The following is a 20,206-nucleotide window of genomic DNA, read 5'->3' on the forward strand; positions in this document are numbered from 1 at the left end:
AAGTGATAGTAAGATCAGTGATGAGGAGGGATTCGAAATGCGTGAAAATACGGTAGGATCATTAATTTGGTTACGTTTAATCCGTTTTACAAATCAAAGTAATCAGTTGTCAAATGACTTTTTAAAACGTTTTGATTTAACGACTGCTCAATTTGATGTCCTCATGCAAATTCGAATTTATCAGCCACTCACGCAAATGGAGTTAGCTGAAAAAGTTACGGTTACACAAGGTGGTATTTCGCGTATGCTAGCGCGCCTTGAAAAAGAAGGATATATTGTACGTAAACAAGATTGGAAAATGAAAATGATTAGTCTGACGGAGAAAGCGGACTCTATTTTAGACAAAGCATTACCGGAGCAACTTGCGTTTCAATCATCATTTTTTGAGGATGTATTAAACGAAGAAGAACAAGAAACACTATATAAGTTAATAACGCGTGTTCATAAAAATAGTGAAAAAAAAGAATTACCGTCTGAGTAATTTTTTTACACTATCACTTGATTAGTCAATCGATAAAGGGAGGAACAAAAAATGTATAAAATTCCTGGGCATCATCATATTTCAATGATGACAAAAAATGCACAAATAAATAATGAGTTTTATCAAAAAGTATTAGGTTTGCGCCGAGTGAAAAAGACTGTGAATCAAGATAATCCTTTTATGTATCATTTATTTTATGGGGATTTAACAGGTAGTGCTGGAACAGAATTATCATTTTTTGAAATGCCGAATGTAGGAAGAACCATTCGTGGTACGAATGCAATTACGCAAATAGGGCTACTCGTCCCATCTTTTGAAAGTCTTACATTTTGGAAGAAGCGCTTTGAATCATTACAAGTTAAACATGGTGAAATTACAACATATGCTGGTCGAGGTGCTTTACATTTTGAAGATCCAGACGGCTTACGATTAGTATTGTTAAACAACAATGGTGAAGAAGTACCTCAGCATTGGACGGAGTGGGAAGAGTCTCTTATAGAACAAAAACATCGCATTTTAGGTATGGGAACAGTTGAGATAACAGTACGAAGCTTAAATAAATTAGCGAAAACATTAACAGATATGTTTGGGTATATAGAAGTTTCTCGTTCAGATGAAGAGGGGATTTACCAATCTGTCGCTGGTAAAGCGTTTGGAGAGATTCTTGTGAAACAACAGGAAGGTGAGCGGGAAAGACCAGGTAAAGGAAGCGTTCATCATTTAGCTATTCGTGTGAAAAATGAAGACGAACTGCGTTATTGGGATGGAATTGTGAAAGGAAAGGGATTTGAATCAACGGGAATTATTGATCGTTTTTACTTTCACAGTTTATATTTCCGTGAATCAAACGGTATATTATTTGAAATTGCAACAGATGGTCCAGGATTTACAGTGGATTCATCAGTTGAAGAGCTTGGGAAAAAGTTAGATTTACCACCGTTTTTAGAAGAGAAAAGAATAGAAATTGAAAAAAAATTAGTACCACTTGATTAAGAGAGGGAGAGTAGCTATGGAAAAATATCGTATTGATACAAGTAAAGGAATTGAATTTGGATTATATTCAATTGGGGATCATATTTTAAATCCACATAATGGTTCGAAAATTAGTGCACAGCAGCGAATTCATGAATTAATTGAGGCAAGTAAGTTAGCCGATGAAGCAGGACTTGATGTATTTGCTGTCGGTGAAAGTCATCAAACGTATTTTACAACGCAGGCACATACGGTTATTTTAGGAGCGATTGCACAAGCGACGAAAAATATTAAAATCGCTAGTTCAGCGACAGTATTAAGTACGTCTGATCCAGTCGTGTATATGAAGATTTTGCAACGATTGATTTAATTTCAAATGGTCGTGCTGAAATCGTAGCTGGACGCGGTTCACGCATAGGGGGATATAGCTTACTAGGCTACGATGTAAATAATTATGAAGAATTATTTGAAGAGAAGATGGAGCTTTTATTAAAAATAAATAGCGAAGAAAGTATAACTTGGAAAGGTCAATTCAGAGCACCGCTGGAACATGCGACGATTATACCAAGACCTAAAGAGAATAAGATGCCAATTTGGCGTGCTGTTGGTGGGCCACCTGCAAGTGCAATTAAAGCAGGGCATGCTGGTGTACCGATGATGTTAACGACACTAGGTGGACCTGCTATTAATTTCAAAGTTTCAGTAGATGCTTATCGTGAAGCAGCAAAGCAAAGTGGGTTTGACCCAGCAACTTTACCTATTGCGACAACAAGTTTATTTTATACAGCGGAAAATTCACAGGATGCACTTAGTGAATATTATCCTCATATTAATGCTGGTATGCTTGCATTACGTGGTGGGGGCTATCCGAAGCAACAGTTTACAGGGGCGATAGATTATAGAGATGCGTTAATGATTGGTAGTCCACAGCAAATTATCGAAAAGATTCTCTACCAATATGAGCTATATGGACAACAACGATTTATGGCACAAATTGATTTTGGTGGTGTGCCGTTTGAGAAGATTGTAAAAAATATTGAATTGATTGCGACTGAAATTATACCAGCTATAAAAAAGCATACAGCAAAATAAGTCAGAAGAAACACCGGGGATGTAATCCATTCTCGGTGTTTTTTAGTTGCAGTGAGAAGTTTCCCGTAATCGGAGTGAAGGTAGAAGTAGTTCGGCATATTTGTGTATGTTTAGAAAATGACCAAATTGTGAATTTTCATATAAAAAATAAGTAGGATTTTTCTATTGTGAATAGTAATATTGTTGGTCTGAATTTTAAAAATACATTTTTCTCTTGACAAAAAATAAGCGAATTTACGAATGGGATACAGGACATTTTTTTCAAGAAAAGTCAAGTGGATGAAGAGGGAATCGATTTTTGTATTGCTACAAAAGTAAGTTCTATGTTAAAAAAATACGTTTTTATAATATGAAATTTCTATTTCAAAAAAATTACAAAAGACATATTTCAGACAAAATCCTGTCAATAATACGTCAAAAATCATAGGGATTTATTATGTAAGTATATTATACAATTCGATTAACGAACAAAACACTGTGGAAATAGTGAAAAGGTAAACCGAATGGAAACAGCATTTTTTCTTACATGTAAAAAAGACAGAAGATTTCTATTTTCCAACAATACATAAGTGATATTATCTTTTCGTATTTCCGATTCATTGCGTTGTAATGTTTATCAGTTCTATCATTACGACACAATCTATTAAAAAATATAAAAATGTAAGAAGGAAGTGATTTTGACATGGATACGCTCGAATTGGCACGAATTCAATTTGCATCCACGACGATTTTTCATTATTTTTTCGTTCCGTTGTCTATCGGTTTAGCCTTTATTATTGCATTAATGCAAACGTTGTATGTCGTAAAGGGGCAAGAGATTTATAAGAAGATGACGAAGTTTTGGGCGCAGTTATTCCTTGTTAACTTCGCAGTAGGTGTTGTAACGGGGATTTTACAAGAATTTCAGTTTGGTATGAACTGGTCAACTTATTCACGTTTTGTTGGTGATGTTTTTGGACCATCACTTGCAATTGAAGGGCTATTAGCCTTTTTTATAGAATCAACATTTCTTGGGTTATGGGTATTTGGTGCGGATAAACTCCCGAAGCGCATCCACCTTCTATGTATTTGGCTTTTGTCACTAGGAACAATGTTATCATCATTTTGGATTTTAACTGCAAGTGCCTTTATGCATGCTCCAGTAGGATATGAAATGGCAGCAGATGGACGTGCGCAGATGAACGATTTCTGGGCAATTATTCAAAATCCGCAACTATGGGTGCAGTTCCCACATACGATTACAGCAGCATTGGCAACAGGAGCATTCTTTATCGCTGGGGTTAGCGCATGGAAAATTTCAAGAAGACAAGAGACGGAGATGTTTAAAAAGTCTTTCCGAGTTTCAATTACTGTTGGAACAATTGCAACAGCGCTTGTACTATTCTTTGGTCATGCACAAGCGCAGCATTTAATTAAATCACAACCAATGAAAATGGCAGCAGCTGAAGCATTATGGAATACAAGTGAAGATCCAGCACCATTTACAGTTTTAGCAAACATTAATCCGGAAACAAAATCAAACTCGTTTGAAATTCAAATTCCATACATGTTAAGTCTATTGTCTTATGATAAATTTAGCGGTCAAGTAGAAGGTATGAATCAAATTCAAAAGCAATATGAAGAAAAATATGGACCTGGAGATTACATTCCGCCCGTACGTACAATGTTTTGGAGCTTTAGGGCGATGGTAATGAGCGGAACATTTATGATCCTTTTAGGAGCTTACGGATGGTTCTTATCAAGAAAAGATCGTTTAGCTGAAAAGCCTTGGTATTTAAAATTAATGGTGTATGCAATCGCTCTTCCATTCATCGGTAATACAGTAGGATGGATTATGACTGAAATGGGTCGTCAACCGTGGGTTGTCTTTGGTGTTATGAAAACAGAAGATGCTGTATCACCAAATGTAACATTTGGCGAAGTATTATTCTCACTTATTTCATTCACATCAATGTATTTAATTATGGGTGGAATTTGCGTTTACTTATTCGTTCGTATTATTAAAGGACATGCGAATAAGAAAACGAAAAAGGATTATCAAAGCCATGATCCATTTGATAAGGAGGAAGAGTATGTTATCTCTTAATGAGTTGTGGTTTTTCATTATCGCAATCTTATTTGTTGGATTTTTTGTACTTGAAGGTTTCGATTTTGGTGTAGGAACAGTTTCAAGGTTTTTAGGAAAGAACGACTTTGAAAAACGAGTTTACTTAAATACAATCGGACCGTTTTGGCATGCGAATGAAGTATGGCTTGTTTGTGCTGGTGGCGCTATGTTTGCGGCATTTCCACATTGGTATGCGACATTATTTAGTGGTTTCTATATTCCGTTTGTATTTATGCTACTTGCCTTAATTATGAGAGGAGTTGCTTTTAAATTTCGTGCGAAAATAGACAACCATAAATGGAAAAACGCATGGGATTGGGGCATATTTATTGGAAGTTTGCTACCACCTATCCTTTGGGGAGTTGCGATCGCAAACTTTATGGTAGGTGTACCGATTGATGAAACTAAAAATGTTGTAGGTGGATTCCTGCAATTACTGCATCCATTTGCGTTACTTGGAGGAGTAATGTTCCTTCTATTATGTATCGTTCACGGATTGCAATTTCTTACAATACGTACAACTGGTAAATTAAGAGAACGTGCACGTATTGCTGCAATAAAAATTGCTCCCTTTTCATTAATAGCACTTTTTATTTTTGCTAGTGTAGGATTATGGAAAACTGATATTTTCATTGCTCATGGTACAGAGTGGATTATGGTCCCAATTGGAGCTTTTGTAGCGTTATTTGCATCAACGTTATTAAATAAAAGAAGAAGAGACGGATTCGCTTTCTTTATGACGAGTTTAACAATCATTTTGCTAAGTGCAAGTGTGTTTATTGGCATGTTCCCGCGTGTCATGATTAGTACGTTAGGGGCGATGAATGATTTAACAATTTATAATGCAGCATCAGGGGCTTACGCGTTAAAACTCATGACTTATTTTTCAATTGCTATATTGCCGTTTGTAATCGGAAGTCAAATATGGAGTTTCTATGTGTTTAGACAACCTGTTAAGTCAGACGATGATTTGGAGTACTAATGAAAAGAAAAAGAGGACTTCCGTCTTATCCAGGTAGCCGTATTTTATATGTATCATTAAGTATGATTAGTATTTTAGAAGCTTGTAGCATTATTGCGCAGACCGTATTTTTAGCCCGTGCTATTACGTTTTTATTTCAAGGGGAACAAGTGCAGGGGGTGTTAAATGAAATTTTATATTTTGGAATTTCATTTGCTGTACGTCAAATATTGATTCGAACATCACAGTTACTAGTTGAACGTTTTGCTGAAAAAGTGGGATTGCTACTACGCAAACAATTAATTGAGGCATATTTCACATTAGGACCAAGATTTGTTCAAACAAGTGGAACTGGTCATGTGGTGACCTTATCAATTGAAGGGGTAGAAAAGTTTAAAACATATATTGAGTTAACAATCCCTCGAATGATTAGAAGTTGTATCGTTCCAGCGCTTCTTGTTATATATGTCTTTACACTTGATGTGGAGTCATCGGTAATTCTAGTTGTAACGATCCCAATTGTTATCGTTTTTATGATTCTTTTAGGACTGGCAGCGCAGAAGATGGCTGGTAATCAATATGATACGTATCGCGTATTATCCAATCATTTTGTAGATACGTTAAAAGGATTAGAAACATTAAAGTATTTAGGAAAAAGTAAGCAGCATGAAGGAAAGATTGAAAAGGTAAGTAAGAGATATAGAAAAGCAACGATTCGTACTTTGCGAGTTGCTTTTCTTTCATCTTTTGCACTCGATTTTTTTACAAGTTTATCAATTGCTTTTGTAGCAGTAGGTCTTGGAATCCGCCTAATAGACGGAACGATTTCGTTGTTGCCAGCTCTTACAATTTTAATTTTAGCTCCAGAATATTTTTTACCAATTCGTCAAGTTGGGGCCAATTATCACGCGACATTAGATGGACAAATCGCAATGGAGCAAATGGAAGAGATTTTGCAAAAACAAAAAGATGTGTCACCTCATATAAGTAGTGTGAAAATGATGTGGGATTCATCTAGTAGTATGGAATTAAAAGAGATAAATGTTTGTAATGATGAAACAGGAAAAGAGATACTAGAAGATATTTGCTTTTCATGGAAAGGTAATGGAATGATTGGCATTATTGGAGAAAGTGGAGCAGGGAAATCGACATTAATCGATGTGTTAGCAGGGTTTCTTCAGCCATCAAATGGAAGCATAATTGTAGATGGAAATACAATAAATACAAGTACGCGTGAAGCGTGGATCCAAAATATCGCTTATATTCCGCAACAGCCATATATTTTTCCGATTTCATTAAGAGATAATCTTTGTTTTTATGAGACAAATACAACCAGTGAAGAAGTAGAAAGAGTAATAGATGAGGTCGGTCTTCGTTCGCTTATTGATTCGCTTCCAAATGGAATGTATGAAAGAATTGGAGAAGGCGGTCGTATGCTAAGTGGTGGGCAGGAACAACGCGTTGCGATGGCCCGTGCTCTGTTAAGTAAAAAGCCTATCATTTTACTAGATGAACCGACAGCTCACCTTGATATTGAAACTGAGTTTGAGATAAAGCAAGCGATGTTACGTGTATTTAAAGGGAAACTTGTCTTTCTTGCAACTCACCGTCTTCATTGGATGAAACAAATGGATCATATTCTTGTTTTAGAAAAAGGTAAGATTATAGAAAAAGGAACATACGAAGAGCTTTTTGAGGGAAAATCATTCCATTTTCATACTGAAGGGAGGAGAGCGAAATGAATAACTGGATTGGGCCTTATATAAAGCAAAATAAAGGGAGAATGACTCTGACTCTTATTCTCGGCCTTCTTGGGATAAGTTCAGGGGCAATGCTACTTTTCATTTCAGGTTATTTAATTTCTAAATCTTCTCTTCAGCCAGAAAATATAATGGCCGTATATGTTCCGATTGTGGCAACGCGTGCGTTTAGTATCGGGCAAGCTGTTTTTCATTATGTAGAGCGCTTAGTTGGGCATGATGTGGTTCTCCGTATATTAGAAAAGATGCGTACAAAGTTGTATAGAATAGTAGAACCGCAAGCTTTATTTTTACGGTCTCGCTTTCAAACTGGTGATGTATTAGGGGTATTATCTGAGGATATCGAGCATCTACAAAATTTATATTTGCGTACAATATTCCCTAGTATATTAGCGTTAGCTGTATACAGTATATTTGTTGTTATCCTTGGTGCGTTTGATTGGATGTTTGCACTTATAGTAGGAAGCATGTTAGCTGTTATTGTCTTTCTTCTTCCATTTGTATCGCTATTCATGATGAAACAACAGCATGTTAGATTGAAGCAAGGTAGGAATCGTTTATATCAACAATTAACAGATGCTGTATTTGGATTATCCGATTGGCAAGCAAGCGGCAGAACAACTGAGTTTGTAAAAGAATATACAGAGCAAAATGTCCAGTTAGTAAAGATTGAAAAGAAGATGAAACGTTGGCATCATATTCGAGATGGGATCATTCATTTAATAGTAGGAATCGTTGTCATTTCCATGATTATTTGGACTGGAAATCAAGCGGGAAGCGGGCAAATTGCACCAACAGTGATTGCAGCATTTATATTAATGACACTATCAATAACAAATGCGCTTATCCCTGTCTCAGATGCAATTGATCGAATTCCATCTTACGTAGAGTCTGCACATCGTCTTCATAATGTGGAGAGTGCTATAGTTGCAGAAGAAAGACGAGAGACATGTGAAGAGGAAATAGGGTTTGTGCCAATGAATGTAGAAATTGAATTGAACAATGTTTCGTATCATTACCCAGAAAGTAATGAACTCGTATTAAAAGATATATCGCTTCATATAAAAGCTGGAAAGAAAATTGCTATTTTAGGAAGAAGTGGAACAGGGAAATCTACTTTATTAAAGTTATTAACCGGTGCTCTGAATCCAGTAAATGGTCAAGTTTTACTAAATGGAAAATTAGCACATACGAACCTGTTATCAAAATATATTTCGGTGTTAAATCAAAAACCACATTTGTTTGACACGACAATCGGGAATAACGTACGTATCGGAAGACCTGAGGCTTCGGATCAAGATATTTGGAAAGCTTTAGAACAAGCACAAATTGCTTCTCATATTCAATCTCTTCCGAATGGATTACAAACGAAAATGCATGAGATGGGGAAGAGATTTTCTGGAGGCGAGCGCCAAAGAGTTGCTTTTGCAAGAACTCTTATGCAAGAAGCACCCATTATTGTACTGGATGAACCGACTATTGGTTTGGATCCTAAAACGGAAGTAGCCTTATTGGAAACGATGTTTGCAGCAACGAAAGATAAAACTGTAATTTGGGTAACACATCATCTTATGGGAATTGAGCATGCAGATGAAATCATTTTCCTTGATGGGGGCCAAATTGTGATGCAAGGCAGTCATAAACAACTTCTAATGAGTAATGAGAAATACCGCAAGCTTTATGAAATGGATATAGGAGTATAACCACACGTAGTAAAAGTACAAATTCTTGATGTTTCAATGTTTGTAATTTTTAATATTTAGATGTATCGATGAGGGAACTTGATGATGTATGTGTTTAGAACGAATATAATAAAGGCAATACTGAGCCATAGTAGGAATGCATGTGAAAGGATGATTGTATGTTTGAGGAAGAAGACGGAATCATTTTGCTTATGGAACCAGTAGATGAAAGACATCTTAGGAAATTTGTTTTGACTATACCTCAGTCTGTTTATAAGAAAAAAGAAGTTTCCATTAAATATGGAGCGGCTATTGGAGAAGGATATACAAATATTATCGAGGAAATTATTAGTGTACATATAGAATTAGACTTGGTAACGGTTATCGGATATGTAAGAACGTAATTCGTATGATAAAGGAAAAATAATCGGAATCAACATTTTAGTAAAGTTTCTGTAAAATATGACGTGAAGATTAATATGCTTGATTTTGGAACGACGGCTTAAAAAAACAACCAATTTTCATTTTGAGAATGAGTTGTTTTTTTCTTTGTGAAGTATGACAAGGGAATGGAAAAGTTTTGCTAGAATATATAAGTTGAGGTAAGGAAAATGAAAAGTTAAATAACTAGTATTTTGGATAATAGTATAACGAAAGGAATAAGTGTTTATAAATGTATAAGAAGAAACAGCGGATCCATATTCGTTTAGGAGGTAACATATGAAATTAAAAAAGATAATATTACTTATGTTTTTAATTACAATCGGTTTAATGGGATGTTCTGTCATTGAAGAAGGTAAGAATTCAATTGATTACGCTCAAAAGGCAACAGACTATGTGAATGAAGTAAGTGCGTTTGCAAATGAAGCGCCGGGATTAGTAGAAAAAGCCATCAATGATAGTGCTGCTCGAAAAGAATTAGAAACTAAGCTTGGAGAGATAAAAAAGGATATTCCAGCTTTTAATGAATTGACACCTCCAGATGTAGCAAAGGACATTCATCAGCAAATTGTTGGATATAATGAAAAATTAAGCGCATTGATTGATACAACTATGAAAAAGATAGAAGAAGGAAAAATGGATGTAGAACAATTTAAAAACTCAGAGTTTATGAAGACAGTGCAACAAGTTCAAGATTTAAAAGATAAAGTTCAAAATTTAGGTCAGTAAAGAAACGAGTGGCTTTTATATGGAAAGCCACTCGTTTTTTAGTGTCATTCTGAAACTAAAATGGCATATAGGTTCTTTTTTATTCACTCTTGACGATTTTAAGCTATTATTGTTATGGTTAAATTTGAAATTATAATAGATAGAGTAAAAGGAGTTTTACTGATGAAAAGGTTAGGGTGGGGAAGTGTAACAATACTCTGTGCTATTATTTTGGGTGCATGTTGGTTCTTTTTTCAAGGAAGTATTTTAGAAAAGAATGTGTCCAAAGCAACAGGGGAAATGACAATAGATGGTCCGCCTCTACAAGTAGCAGAGTTACCAGAGACGGGGTTATCTGAAAAGGTAATTCCACAAAAATATGTCCCAGTAGTTGAAGTGAAAGCAGCAATGATTATTGATGCAAGTGACGGACAAGTTATGTATAAAAATAATGAAGAAGAGCAGCTTGCTCCGGCGAGTATGTCAAAGATGATGACGGCATATATTCTTTTGGAAAATATACATAATGGAAAGGTTCATTGGGACGACCAAGTGAAAATTAGTGCTAAATCTGCACAGGCAGAGGGTGCTAGAATTCCGGTGCAAACAGGAGATGTATTAACGGTTAAAGATTTATATCATGCATTAATGATTCAATCCGCTAATAATTCTGCAGTTGCTTTAGCTGAACATATGGCAAAGACGGAGCAAGATTTTGCACAGATTATGAATCAAACGGCCAAACAGCTGGAGTTATCGGAGGCAACTAAGTTTGCAAACGCTTCTGGATTGCAAGAAGCTGATGGAAGTGAAACGAAAATGACTGTAGCAGATGTAGCGAAGTTAGCGTACCGACTTGTAAAGGATTATCCAGAGATATTGGATGTCACGCATTTACGTCAAAGCCAGTTAGCATTTAACAATATAACTGTTACAAGTACGAATGAAATGTTAAATCCAGCCAACCAAGAACTTTACATGGAAGGAATGGATGGACTGAAAACAGGTTTTACTGATAGTGCGGGATATTGTTTTACAGGGACTGCGAAACAAGGAGATAAACGAATCGTAACGGTTGTGATGGGTACGAAGAGTGAGATGGAACGTTTTACAGAAACGCATAAACTAATGTCTTATGGATTTGAAATTGTTAAGTAGGTGAAGTGAAACAGCTTGTTTACAACTCGGGTTGAGTGGTAAATAAGCTGTTTTTTATCATTTTAATCGAGAGGCCCCTCTTCTCTAATAAAGTGAAGGTGGCGAAATTCAATTTTAGGGAATATAAAAAGCACAAAAAACAAAAACTGAAAAAGTATGAGTTAAATTGTTTGAAAGTATTTTCGTTCGTAGATATAATAAGTTTATAAGCTTATTATTAATAAGTTTGAGGCGTAATCTATCATAATACATAACAGTCAGCCTCAACTAAAAAATTGGAGGGAATTAGTATGGCGAAAGATTTTTATTCAGCAATTGAAGACAGAAGATCAATTTATGCAATCAGTAAAGAGCAAGTTGTTTCTGATGAAAAAATTCAAGAAGTAGTGAATCATGTCGTAAAGCATACACCTTCAGCTTTTAATTCTCAGAGTGCAAGGGTTGTTGTTTTATTAGGTGAGCAACATGATAAACTATGGGATATTACGAAAGAAACATTACGGAAAATTGTGCCGGAAAATAATTTTGCCCCAACAGAAGAAAAAATGAATGCTTTTAAAAGTGGCTATGGGACAGTTTTATATTTTGAAGATAGTAAAGTGGTAGAAGATCTTCAAGAAAAGTTTGCGTTATACAAAGATAATTTTCCAACTTGGTCCCAGCAATCATCAGGAATGCTGCAATTTGCAATTTGGACCGCATTAGAAATTGAAGGGCTTGGAGCGACGTTGCAACATTATAACCCATTAATTGATGATGAAGTAAGAAAAGAATGGAATATTCCAGAATCTTGGAAGTTGACTGCGCAAATGCCATTTGGTAAACCTGTTGCACCGGCAGGAGAAAAAGAATTTCAGCCGTTAGAGACTCGAGTGAAATTTTATAAATAAAGTAAAAAGGATTATCAATTTTGATAATCCTTTTTCTATGCCCGTTATAGAATATCTTTATAATTTATAAGGGTTTTCTTTTACAATTGCATCTCTTTGTTGTTTTATGGTTGCCTTTAATTCATTTTTTTTGATTTCGATCGTTGTTACTTTTTTGAATGTTAATAAGGATAGTAAGTATACAAGTATATAATGAAATTCTATATAATGTTTTGAACTATTATTGATAATTTGCTCCATTATTAATAATAAACCTCCTGTCATTTCGATGTATAAAGGTTATTTTATCAATTAAATGCTACAAATACCACATATTACCTAACTTTTGTTTAGATAGTTCCTAAATAATCTGCAATATTTTTCCCGATAAGAAATAACGTTACAATGATAAATAATACTCGTACATAAGATGCCCCTTTTTTGATTGCGAAATTTGATCCAACAAAAGCCCCAAGAATCATCGTAAGTCCCATTGGAAGACCGTATGCAAAGTTAACGACATCTAAATAGAGAAAGATCATAAGTGCAGTGATGTTACTAGCAAAATTAAAAACTTTTACATTACCGGCCGATTGAAGGAAATCAAAGCCAATAATTAAGAATGTAAATAATAAAAATGATCCTGTCCCAGCACCAAAAAAGCCATCATAAAATCCGATGATAAAAATAACAGAAGAGAAGATAATTCCTTTTTTAATAGTTATCCCGCTATAACTGGCATCTTTTCCTAAATCTTTTTTCATAATCGTGTAAATCGCAACAGCTATTAATAGTATAAGTACTAACGGTTTTAATATTTATGGATTCTTGGATTGCTCTAGAGAGAGGGATTCTTTTCTGTATAAAGTGAAACTTTAATCAGTGGTGGTTTTCTTCACCTATCCTCTTTAGCCGCTAGAGCTGGACATTGCTTTTTCTCTGAATCTTGAGGTGTGGGTCTTACTGCCTGCAAATAGCGGGATAAATAAGAATTCAATTGGTGTGAGCTCGAATTATAGATAATTTCTTGTCTGCTTACCGAGAAAAAGAATTACTTTTAATGAATAGTGAGTGAAATATAATTTTTTAGAATATTATATAGTTGATAAATGGTAAGATTTTTGTCATGATAGAAAGGTGGAACTGCAAAAAAACTTTTTAATTTGAGGCCGATGATATTCTTTAATAAGATAATTAGCTTTTTTACTTTGAGTGATGAGAGAGTTTAGTATTATTTCAAAATAAAAAAAGGTAGATTTTATTATAAAATATAGTCTTGGAATTGAAAGTTCACATGAAGTTCACATAAAATTCACGTCAATCATTTACAATAATCGACGTGTGAAAAATAAAACCCTTGTCAAAAAATGGTATTTTATATGCATTTAGATTTAATAATATTATAGATTATTAAGTTCGTTTTTTTAGAGGGTATTAGGGAAAGGAAGTAAACACAACTTATGAAGAAAGTAATAGCAGGTTTAGCAGCAGCATCTGTAGCTGGTGTAGCAGTTCCTGGAATGGATTCTGCTCATGCACAAGTGTCATCTGATGCACTAAAAGAAATCAATGGACAAACTCAAACGCAAACAATTGAAACAAAAGCAGTGGAAACAAAAGCGGTAGAAACAAATTCTGAACTAAAATACACAGTAACAGCTGATGTACTAAATGTTCGTACAGGTGCTGGCACAGAACATAACATTATTTCTAAAGTAACAGAAGGTCAAGTCCTACAAGTTACTGGTCAAGAAAACGGTTGGTTTAAAGTATCTGTAAATGGTCAAACAGGTTATGTAAGTGGGGACTTCGTAACAACTGGTGGGAAGAAAGAAACTGCTGTTCAACAAGGAACAGGCAATTATACAGTTAACGTTTCTTCACTTAACGTACGTACAGGTCCTAGCGCGTCTCATACTGTTTTAGGCTCTGTAAACAAAGGCCAAACAGTACAAGTTGTAGGTGAAGTACAAGATTGGTTTAAAATTAACCATAATGGTGGAACTGGATACATAAGCAAAGACTTCGTAACAAAAGGTGGTACAGCCGTATCTAACCAAACAGAGAAACCAGCTACTAACAATAATGCAACAATTCAAACTGGCGGATCATACGTGGTTAATACAGGTGCTTTAAAAGTACGTACAGGCCCAGCTACATATAACGCTGTAATTGGTGGCGTAACAAATGGTACAACACTACAAGTTACTGGTGCAGAAAATGGCTGGTATAAAATTAACCATAATGGCAGAACTGGATATGTAAGTGCGGACTATGTGAAATTTGTAAAAGGCGGAACAAACAACGTAACTACGCCTTCTCGTCCAACTACTGGCGGTGAGCAAGGAAATACACAAGTGGAAAAACCACAAACAGAAAAACCGTCAACACAATCTAATGGGTCATCAATTGTATCAATTGCACAATCATTAAATGGTTCACCATATAAATGGGGAGGCACAACACCAGCTGGCTTTGACTGCAGTGGATTTATTCACTACGTATTAAATAAAGCAGGTCATAGCGGTGAGCGTCAAACAGTTGCGGGATACTGGAGTTCTAAGACAAAAACAAGCAATCCGCAACCAGGCGATTTAGTATACTTTAGCAATACTACTGGTGCTGGTGGTATGACTCATATGGGTATTTACTTAGGAAACGGTCAGTTCATCAGTGCAGAAACGGATGAAACTGGTGTGAGAATTAGTTCAGTAAATAACCCTTACTGGAGCAAACATTTAGCAGGTTATACAAAAGCGTAATAAGAGAATTTTACTCTTTCATATTATAAGGAAAAGCTTTCTAGGAAACTGGAAAGCTTTTCTTATGTTTCGTTTTATTTTTGTGAATACAAATGAATAATAGAAATGAAAAAGAGGGAAACAAATATATAAATAGATGTTTCTCTCTTTTTATGTTGTACGAATATATATTTATTTTAAATCCCCGTGTAAGAAGCGAGAATATAAATCATGGAAATAGCTAGGGCGAAATAAATTTGCGGCATGCCCAGCTAGCGGGATTTCTCTGTATAACACGTTTGGGAGGATAGATTTTAAGTCGAACAGACAAGATTTGTAGAGATGATCATGTTCTCCCATTACCCATAGAATAGGTTGTGAAAGTTCTTTTAAACGAGATTTTAAATCAAATTCTAAACGGTGTTTGAGCGATTCGACAATAATAGACGAGTGTAGTTGTAGCCCAAAGCGATAATAAATATTTTTTGAAATGACTGCAAAAGGATTTGCCTTTAATATTCCACTTGGGAAAATTGTATTTGCATATTGATGTAGCCAAGTAGAATAGTCATGTCCTCTTTTATCCCAAAATTTTCGAAAGACATTATATAACATGGATGGATTGTTATAATGCCCTCCAATATGACAAAGACTTAATACTTTTTCAGGATATTTGTGTGCAAATATAGTAGCAATATAGCACCCATAGCTTAGGGCGCAAATATGAGCTTGTTTAATTCCTTCCGTTTCATAAAGATCAGAGAGTTGTTGTACCAATCGTTCTAAAGAAAATTCAATTGCTTGTCCTTTGTCTTCACCATGTCCTAGTAAGTCATACGTTATGATATTGTAGGAAGAAGAAAATCGTTTATATTCTTTTTTGAAGGCGCGACGATTTCCAACTAATCCATGAATGAATATAATGGTCTTCTTTTCAGAATTGTGTTTTGCTTGCACGGTATACCCCTTTCGGTGAATGAAGATTAGTGAAATACGTATGCTATGAAAATATATGTTTTATAGATGAACATACTATGTTTTTTTATGAGACTATAGTATGCTGACTTTTAATTAAGTACCAGGTAATAATATCAGATTGTTATATCTGTTGTAAAGATAAGATTTGGTGTGTTTTATTACCAAATAAGTAAATGCACGATCGGATTGTTTACATTCAGTTTACATTCATATCGTATGCTAGTTTTAGAAATAACCGTTTAGTTTGAAATAAGGAGATGACCAGAAATGGAAGTACAAAATACAGAGAAGAAAAAGGGGAATTGGAGGGATTTTTTACGGCTTATTCAAGAGACAAATCCCCCGAAAGGTATTCTTATATTTGCGTTAGTAATGAGCTTGTTTTCAACAGGAGCAAGTTTGTTTATTCCAATGCTTACGAAAGGATTAGTTGATAATTTCTCGATTTCTTCAATCAGTACAATGCAAATTGTTGGTTTAGTTGCATTTTTTGTGGTTCAAACAATTGCATCCGGTTTATCGATTTATTTACTCAATTATATCGGGCAAAAAATTGTAGCTGGAATTAGAGAACGACTATGGAAAAAGGTTTTGATTTTATCGGTTGCTTACTATGATCAAAATAGAACGGGTGATACGATTAGTCGTATGACGAACGACACAGGCGTTGTAAGAACGTTAATTTCAGAGCACCTGTCTAGTTTATTAACAGGTGGCATTTCTATTGTTGGCTCGTTAATTGTATTATTTGTTTTGGATTGGAAAATGACAGTGCTATTATTAACGGTTATTCCATTATCAGTCTTGATTTTAGTACCTCTTGGAAGAATGATGTATAAAATTTCTAAAACATTGCAAGATGAGACAGCTTCTTTTACAAGTGTATTAAACCAAGTATTATCCGAAATACGTTTGGTGAAATCTTCAAATACAGAATCAAGAGAATATGAAAATGGTAATAAAGGAATTCAAAAGTTATTACAATTTGGTTTGAAAGAAGGAAAGGTTCAGGCTCTTATTACACCAGTTATGTCATTTGTTTTAATGGCGTTACTTGTTATTATTGTAGGATATGGTGGAATGCGTGTTTCTAGTGGTGCCCTAACAACCGGGGAACTTGTGGCATTTATTTTATATTTAGTACAAATTATTATGCCTATGAGTCAACTTTCTATGTTCTTTACACAATTTCAAAAGGCAATTGGTGCAACGGAACGTATTCAGACTATTTTAGAGTATGAAGTTGAAAATCATATAGATGGTGTTCATGTTACAAATGCGAAGCAATCTATTTTGATTGAAAATGTAGATTTTGAGTATAACGAGGAAGAAAAGGTACTACAAAATATTCATTTTACAATTGAATCAGGAAAAGTGACTGCTATTGTAGGACCAAGTGGTAGTGGGAAAACGACATTGTTTTCTTTACTAGAACGTTTTTATGAACCAACAAGTGGTGTAATAAAATTAGGGGAAGATCCTATTTCAACATATTCATTACAATCGTGGCGACGTCAAATTGGATATGTTTCACAAGATAGTCCGTTAATTGATGGAACAATTCGAGATAATATTTGTTATGGAGTTGAAGGAGAAGTAAGTGATGCAGAAATACAACGTGTATCAGCAATGGCATATGTCGATGCGTTTATCGATGATTTACCAAAAGGGTACGACACAGAAGTAGGAGAGCGTGGTGTGAAGTTATCTGGAGGCCAAAGACAACGAATTGCAATTGCTCGTGCGTTGCTTCGAGACCCTCAGATTTTAATGTTAGATGAAGCGACCTCTAGTCTTGATAGTAAATCAGAATCTGTTGTTCAAAAAGCGTTAAATAACTTAATGAAAGGAAGAACGACTTTAGTGATTGCACATCGGCTGTCTACTGTTGTAGATGCAGACAAAATTATCTTTATTGAAAAAGGGAAACTTACAGGAAGCGGCTCACATGATGAATTGTTACGTTCTCATAATATGTACCGAGAATTTGCAACGCAGCAATTGAAAATTAAAGAAGGTGCAATATAAAGTGAAACTTTAACCAGTGGAGGCTTCATCCACGCTGATTAGTAGTTGAACGAAATGGCTGGAGATTTTAGCCGCTAGAGCTGGACATTGTTTTCGCCGAATTTTGAGGCGGGAGTATTACTGCCTGTTACTACGGGATAAAATGATTGTAGTATTGGATTTTGAAGCAGTGGGGGCATTTTTTACTTCGCTGCTTCTTCATCATAAAAGAGAAGAGGTGATAATTTGGTGCCGAAAATTTTAATAGTAGATGATGACCCGCATATTAGAGAACTCGTTGCTGTATTTTTGGAACGAGAAGGTTTTCAAACATACGAGGCAATTGATGGGATAGATGCCCTTGGCAAAATAGCAGAAGTGAAAATAGATATGGTTATACTTGATATTATGATGCCGAATATGGATGGCTGGGAATTATGTTATGAATTAAGAAGGTATTATGATATTCCACTTCTTATGCTTACTGCAAAAGGAGAAACTTCTCAAAAGGTGAAAGGATTCCAGTTGGGGACAGATGATTATCTTGTGAAACCCTTTGATCCATTAGAATTGGTTGTAAGGGTAAAGGCGTTGCTGAAACGATATCAAATTACTGTATCACAATCTATTCAAGTAGGTAATGTGTTATTAAACCGTAAAACTTTTGAGGTAACCGTTGGAGAACAAGTTATCATATTACCATTAAAAGAATTTGAACTATTATTTATGCTAGGTTCAAAGATAGGGAGAACATGTTCGAGAGAGCAATTGATTGAGGAAGTGTGGGGTTATGATTTTGAAGGAAATGAACGTACGTTAGATGTTCATATTAATCGTTTGCGGGAAAAATTTCAAAAAGAAACAGCTAGTTTTGCGATTAAAACAATTCGAGGATTAGCTTATCGATTAGAGGTACAGCAATGAGTAGACGGAAATTTTGGAAGGTAACAGGGAGCATTATAGGAATACTTTCTACCCTCATTGTTATGTGGTCAATTGCATTTTTTATATCATCTAATGTGCTACGTGCTCTTGAAATCGAAGTATCACCTTTTGTTACGTTTCTTATTAGTGATATACTTGGCTTTTTATTTGTTGTTCTTATTAGTATGTTAATTGGTATTTTGATGAGGCCAAAGCGAGAAGCGATGGTTTGGTCTATTATTGAACCGATAAAGAAAATTACAAAAGGTGATTTTTCTGTGAAAATAAGGAATGAAGAGCAGTATGATGGAGAAATCGGGGTCCTTGTGAAAAGTATTAATGAAATGGCAGACGAATTAAATACAATGGAAAGAATGAGGCAAGAGTTTGTATCGAACGTGTCTCATGAAATCCAATCACCGCTAACATCCATTAAAGGTTTTGCACTTGCACTCCAAGATGATTACTTAACAGATGAAAAGAGAAAACATTATCTAACGATCATTGAAACGGAGACAACAAGACTATCTAAGCTTAGCCATAATTTACTTAAATTAACACTGTTAGAATCTGAAGAATATGTACCAGAGCGAGTAACGTATCGATTAGACCAACAATTAAAGCAAATTGTGCTAAATTGTGAACCGCTTTGGAGTGAAAAGGAAATTGAGTTAGAATTATCTCTAGAGAAAATGTATATCACTGCAGATGAAGAAAGTATGAGCCAAGTATGGATAAACTTACTGAACAATAGTATAAAATTCACTCCAAATGGCGGAACAATTACGATTCAATTGATGCGAAATGGTGAACAGGCTGAAGTTCGTATTCGTGATACAGGCATTGGAATTTCAGAAGAACAAAGAGGGCACATTTTTGAACGTTTCTATAAAGCGGATTCATCAAGAAATCGTGCATTTGGAGGTAGTGGTTTAGGTTTGGCCATTGTGAAAAAAGTGATTGATCTTCACCAGGGGGAGATACAGGTAGAGAGTGTGGTTGGAGATGGAACTGAGTTTATTATTTCAATTCCTGATAGTAAATTAATAAATTAAACGATAGATGGTTAAGTTCAGGAAAAACAATCTTTTATAAATAGGGCATGTCCTATTTATAAAAGATTTATTCTTTAAAAGAACGGTTTCCATACTCACAACTATGTTGATAAGCTGATTATATATCAAAAACAAGAAGGATACGTTATCTAAAACTGGTATATGTAATTTGTGAATTGTACAAAGTAGTTACTTACAAGTAACCTACGCACATCAAAGTGCATAATTGCATTTCAAATTAAATGCAGATAGAATTCATGATAGAAGAAA

General features: G+C 35.0%; 16 protein-coding genes and 2 pseudogenes. 15 read left to right on the forward strand and 3 right to left on the reverse strand.

Annotated features, from left to right (window positions below; genetic code table 11):
• Positions 1 to 37 precede the first annotated feature (37 nt).
• From CN373_RS18620 to CN373_RS18670, 11 genes and pseudogenes are all read left to right on the forward strand, one after another.
• Entirely contained in the window at positions 38 to 481 is a 444-nt protein-coding gene (locus CN373_RS18620; RefSeq protein WP_001208969.1) for a MarR family winged helix-turn-helix transcriptional regulator, read from the forward strand.
• Between the two features lie 51 nt (positions 482 to 532).
• Entirely contained in the window at positions 533 to 1,474 is a 942-nt protein-coding gene (locus CN373_RS18625; RefSeq protein WP_000276782.1) for a ring-cleaving dioxygenase, read from the forward strand.
• A 16-nt stretch (positions 1,475 to 1,490) separates the two neighbouring features.
• A pseudogene (locus CN373_RS18630) lies at positions 1,491 to 2,545 on the forward strand (LLM class flavin-dependent oxidoreductase).
• 682 nt (positions 2,546 to 3,227) lie between these two features.
• A complete protein-coding gene (locus CN373_RS18635) occupies positions 3,228 to 4,631 on the forward strand; it encodes a cytochrome ubiquinol oxidase subunit I (RefSeq protein WP_000380157.1) in 1,404 nt (467 codons plus the stop codon).
• Complete coding sequence (gene cydB, locus CN373_RS18640) at positions 4,618 to 5,634, forward strand: cytochrome d ubiquinol oxidase subunit II (RefSeq protein ID WP_000950057.1); 1,017 nt, start codon at positions 4,618 to 4,620, stop codon at positions 5,632 to 5,634. The genes CN373_RS18635 and cydB overlap by 14 nt, the downstream gene beginning before the upstream one ends.
• Complete coding sequence (gene cydD, locus CN373_RS18645) at positions 5,634 to 7,355, forward strand: thiol reductant ABC exporter subunit CydD (RefSeq protein WP_098359871.1); 1,722 nt, start codon at positions 5,634 to 5,636, stop codon at positions 7,353 to 7,355. The genes cydB and cydD overlap by 1 nt, the downstream gene beginning before the upstream one ends.
• Positions 7,352 to 9,076 carry a thiol reductant ABC exporter subunit CydC gene (cydC, locus tag CN373_RS18650; protein WP_098359872.1) on the forward strand — a complete coding sequence of 575 codons (1,725 nt, stop codon included), beginning with the start codon at positions 7,352 to 7,354 and terminating at the stop codon, positions 9,074 to 9,076. The genes cydD and cydC overlap by 4 nt, the downstream gene beginning before the upstream one ends.
• 158 nt (positions 9,077 to 9,234) lie before the next feature.
• On the forward strand, positions 9,235 to 9,459 hold the full coding sequence (locus CN373_RS18655; RefSeq protein WP_098359873.1) for a hypothetical protein: 225 nt from the start codon (positions 9,235 to 9,237) through the stop codon (positions 9,457 to 9,459).
• A gap of 316 nt (positions 9,460 to 9,775) precedes the next feature.
• Entirely contained in the window at positions 9,776 to 10,225 is a 450-nt protein-coding gene (locus CN373_RS18660) for a DUF6376 family protein (RefSeq protein ID WP_000768446.1), read from the forward strand.
• A gap of 162 nt (positions 10,226 to 10,387) precedes the next feature.
• The gene (locus CN373_RS18665; protein WP_098359874.1) at positions 10,388 to 11,362 is read left to right on the forward strand and encodes a D-alanyl-D-alanine carboxypeptidase family protein; all 975 of its coding nucleotides are present in this window, start codon (positions 10,388 to 10,390) and stop codon (positions 11,360 to 11,362) included.
• Between the two features lie 290 nt (positions 11,363 to 11,652).
• Entirely contained in the window at positions 11,653 to 12,252 is a 600-nt protein-coding gene (locus tag CN373_RS18670; RefSeq protein WP_001029950.1) for a nitroreductase family protein, read from the forward strand.
• A 57-nt stretch (positions 12,253 to 12,309) separates the two neighbouring features.
• On the opposite strand, the gene CN373_RS18675 is transcribed toward CN373_RS18670, so the two are convergent.
• Positions 12,310 to 12,492 carry a hypothetical protein gene (locus CN373_RS18675; RefSeq protein WP_000435027.1) on the reverse strand — a complete coding sequence of 61 codons (183 nt, stop codon included), beginning with the start codon at positions 12,490 to 12,492 and terminating at the stop codon, positions 12,310 to 12,312.
• An 89-nt stretch (positions 12,493 to 12,581) separates the two neighbouring features.
• Positions 12,582 to 13,049, reverse strand: a pseudogene (locus CN373_RS18680) (sulfite exporter TauE/SafE family protein); the annotation flags it as partial.
• 642 nt (positions 13,050 to 13,691) lie between these two features.
• Here CN373_RS18680 and entFM point away from each other — a divergent pair.
• A complete protein-coding gene (gene entFM / locus CN373_RS18685; protein ID WP_098359875.1) occupies positions 13,692 to 14,993 on the forward strand; it encodes an enterotoxin EntFM in 1,302 nt (433 codons plus the stop codon).
• 171 nt (positions 14,994 to 15,164) lie between these two features.
• Here entFM and CN373_RS18690 read toward each other — a convergent pair whose 3' ends face one another.
• Positions 15,165 to 15,929 carry an alpha/beta fold hydrolase gene (locus CN373_RS18690; RefSeq protein WP_098359876.1) on the reverse strand — a complete coding sequence of 255 codons (765 nt, stop codon included), beginning with the start codon at positions 15,927 to 15,929 and terminating at the stop codon, positions 15,165 to 15,167.
• A gap of 288 nt (positions 15,930 to 16,217) precedes the next feature.
• On the opposite strand from CN373_RS18690, the gene CN373_RS18695 reads away from it, so the two are divergent.
• The 3 genes from CN373_RS18695 (at position 16,218) to CN373_RS18705 (ending at position 19,936) form a co-directional block, all read left to right on the forward strand.
• Positions 16,218 to 17,978 (forward strand): ABC transporter ATP-binding protein, encoded by a 1,761-nt coding sequence (locus tag CN373_RS18695; protein WP_098359877.1) that lies wholly within the window; start codon positions 16,218 to 16,220, stop codon positions 17,976 to 17,978.
• A gap of 225 nt (positions 17,979 to 18,203) precedes the next feature.
• Positions 18,204 to 18,881 (forward strand): envelope stress response regulator transcription factor HitR, encoded by a 678-nt coding sequence (gene hitR, locus CN373_RS18700; protein ID WP_098359878.1) that lies wholly within the window; start codon positions 18,204 to 18,206, stop codon positions 18,879 to 18,881.
• A complete protein-coding gene (locus CN373_RS18705; RefSeq protein ID WP_098359879.1) occupies positions 18,878 to 19,936 on the forward strand; it encodes a sensor histidine kinase in 1,059 nt (352 codons plus the stop codon). The genes hitR and CN373_RS18705 overlap by 4 nt, the downstream gene beginning before the upstream one ends.
• Positions 19,937 to 20,206 lie beyond the last annotated feature (270 nt).

Origin of the sequence: Bacillus cereus (assembly GCF_002561295.1) — a bacterium.
GTDB lineage: Bacteria > Bacillota > Bacilli > Bacillales > Bacillaceae_G > Bacillus_A > Bacillus_A cereus_S.

Coding starts and splice junctions, on each gene's coding strand:
- CN373_RS18620 (WP_001208969.1), top strand. CDS start 38: ATGCGTGAAAATACGGTAGGATCATTAATTTGGTTACGTTTAATCCGT.
- CN373_RS18625 (WP_000276782.1), top strand. CDS start 533: ATGTATAAAATTCCTGGGCATCATCATATTTCAATGATGACAAAAAAT.
- CN373_RS18635 (WP_000380157.1), top strand. CDS start 3,228: ATGGATACGCTCGAATTGGCACGAATTCAATTTGCATCCACGACGATT.
- cydB (WP_000950057.1), top strand. CDS start 4,618: ATGTTATCTCTTAATGAGTTGTGGTTTTTCATTATCGCAATCTTATTT.
- cydD (WP_098359871.1), top strand. CDS start 5,634: ATGAAAAGAAAAAGAGGACTTCCGTCTTATCCAGGTAGCCGTATTTTA.
- cydC (WP_098359872.1), top strand. CDS start 7,352: ATGAATAACTGGATTGGGCCTTATATAAAGCAAAATAAAGGGAGAATG.
- CN373_RS18655 (WP_098359873.1), top strand. CDS start 9,235: ATGTTTGAGGAAGAAGACGGAATCATTTTGCTTATGGAACCAGTAGAT.
- CN373_RS18660 (WP_000768446.1), top strand. CDS start 9,776: ATGAAATTAAAAAAGATAATATTACTTATGTTTTTAATTACAATCGGT.
- CN373_RS18665 (WP_098359874.1), top strand. CDS start 10,388: ATGAAAAGGTTAGGGTGGGGAAGTGTAACAATACTCTGTGCTATTATT.
- CN373_RS18670 (WP_001029950.1), top strand. CDS start 11,653: ATGGCGAAAGATTTTTATTCAGCAATTGAAGACAGAAGATCAATTTAT.
- CN373_RS18675 (WP_000435027.1), bottom strand. CDS start 12,492: ATGGAGCAAATTATCAATAATAGTTCAAAACATTATATAGAATTTCAT.
- entFM (WP_098359875.1), top strand. CDS start 13,692: ATGAAGAAAGTAATAGCAGGTTTAGCAGCAGCATCTGTAGCTGGTGTA.
- CN373_RS18695 (WP_098359877.1), top strand. CDS start 16,218: ATGGAAGTACAAAATACAGAGAAGAAAAAGGGGAATTGGAGGGATTTT.
- CN373_RS18705 (WP_098359879.1), top strand. CDS start 18,878: ATGAGTAGACGGAAATTTTGGAAGGTAACAGGGAGCATTATAGGAATA.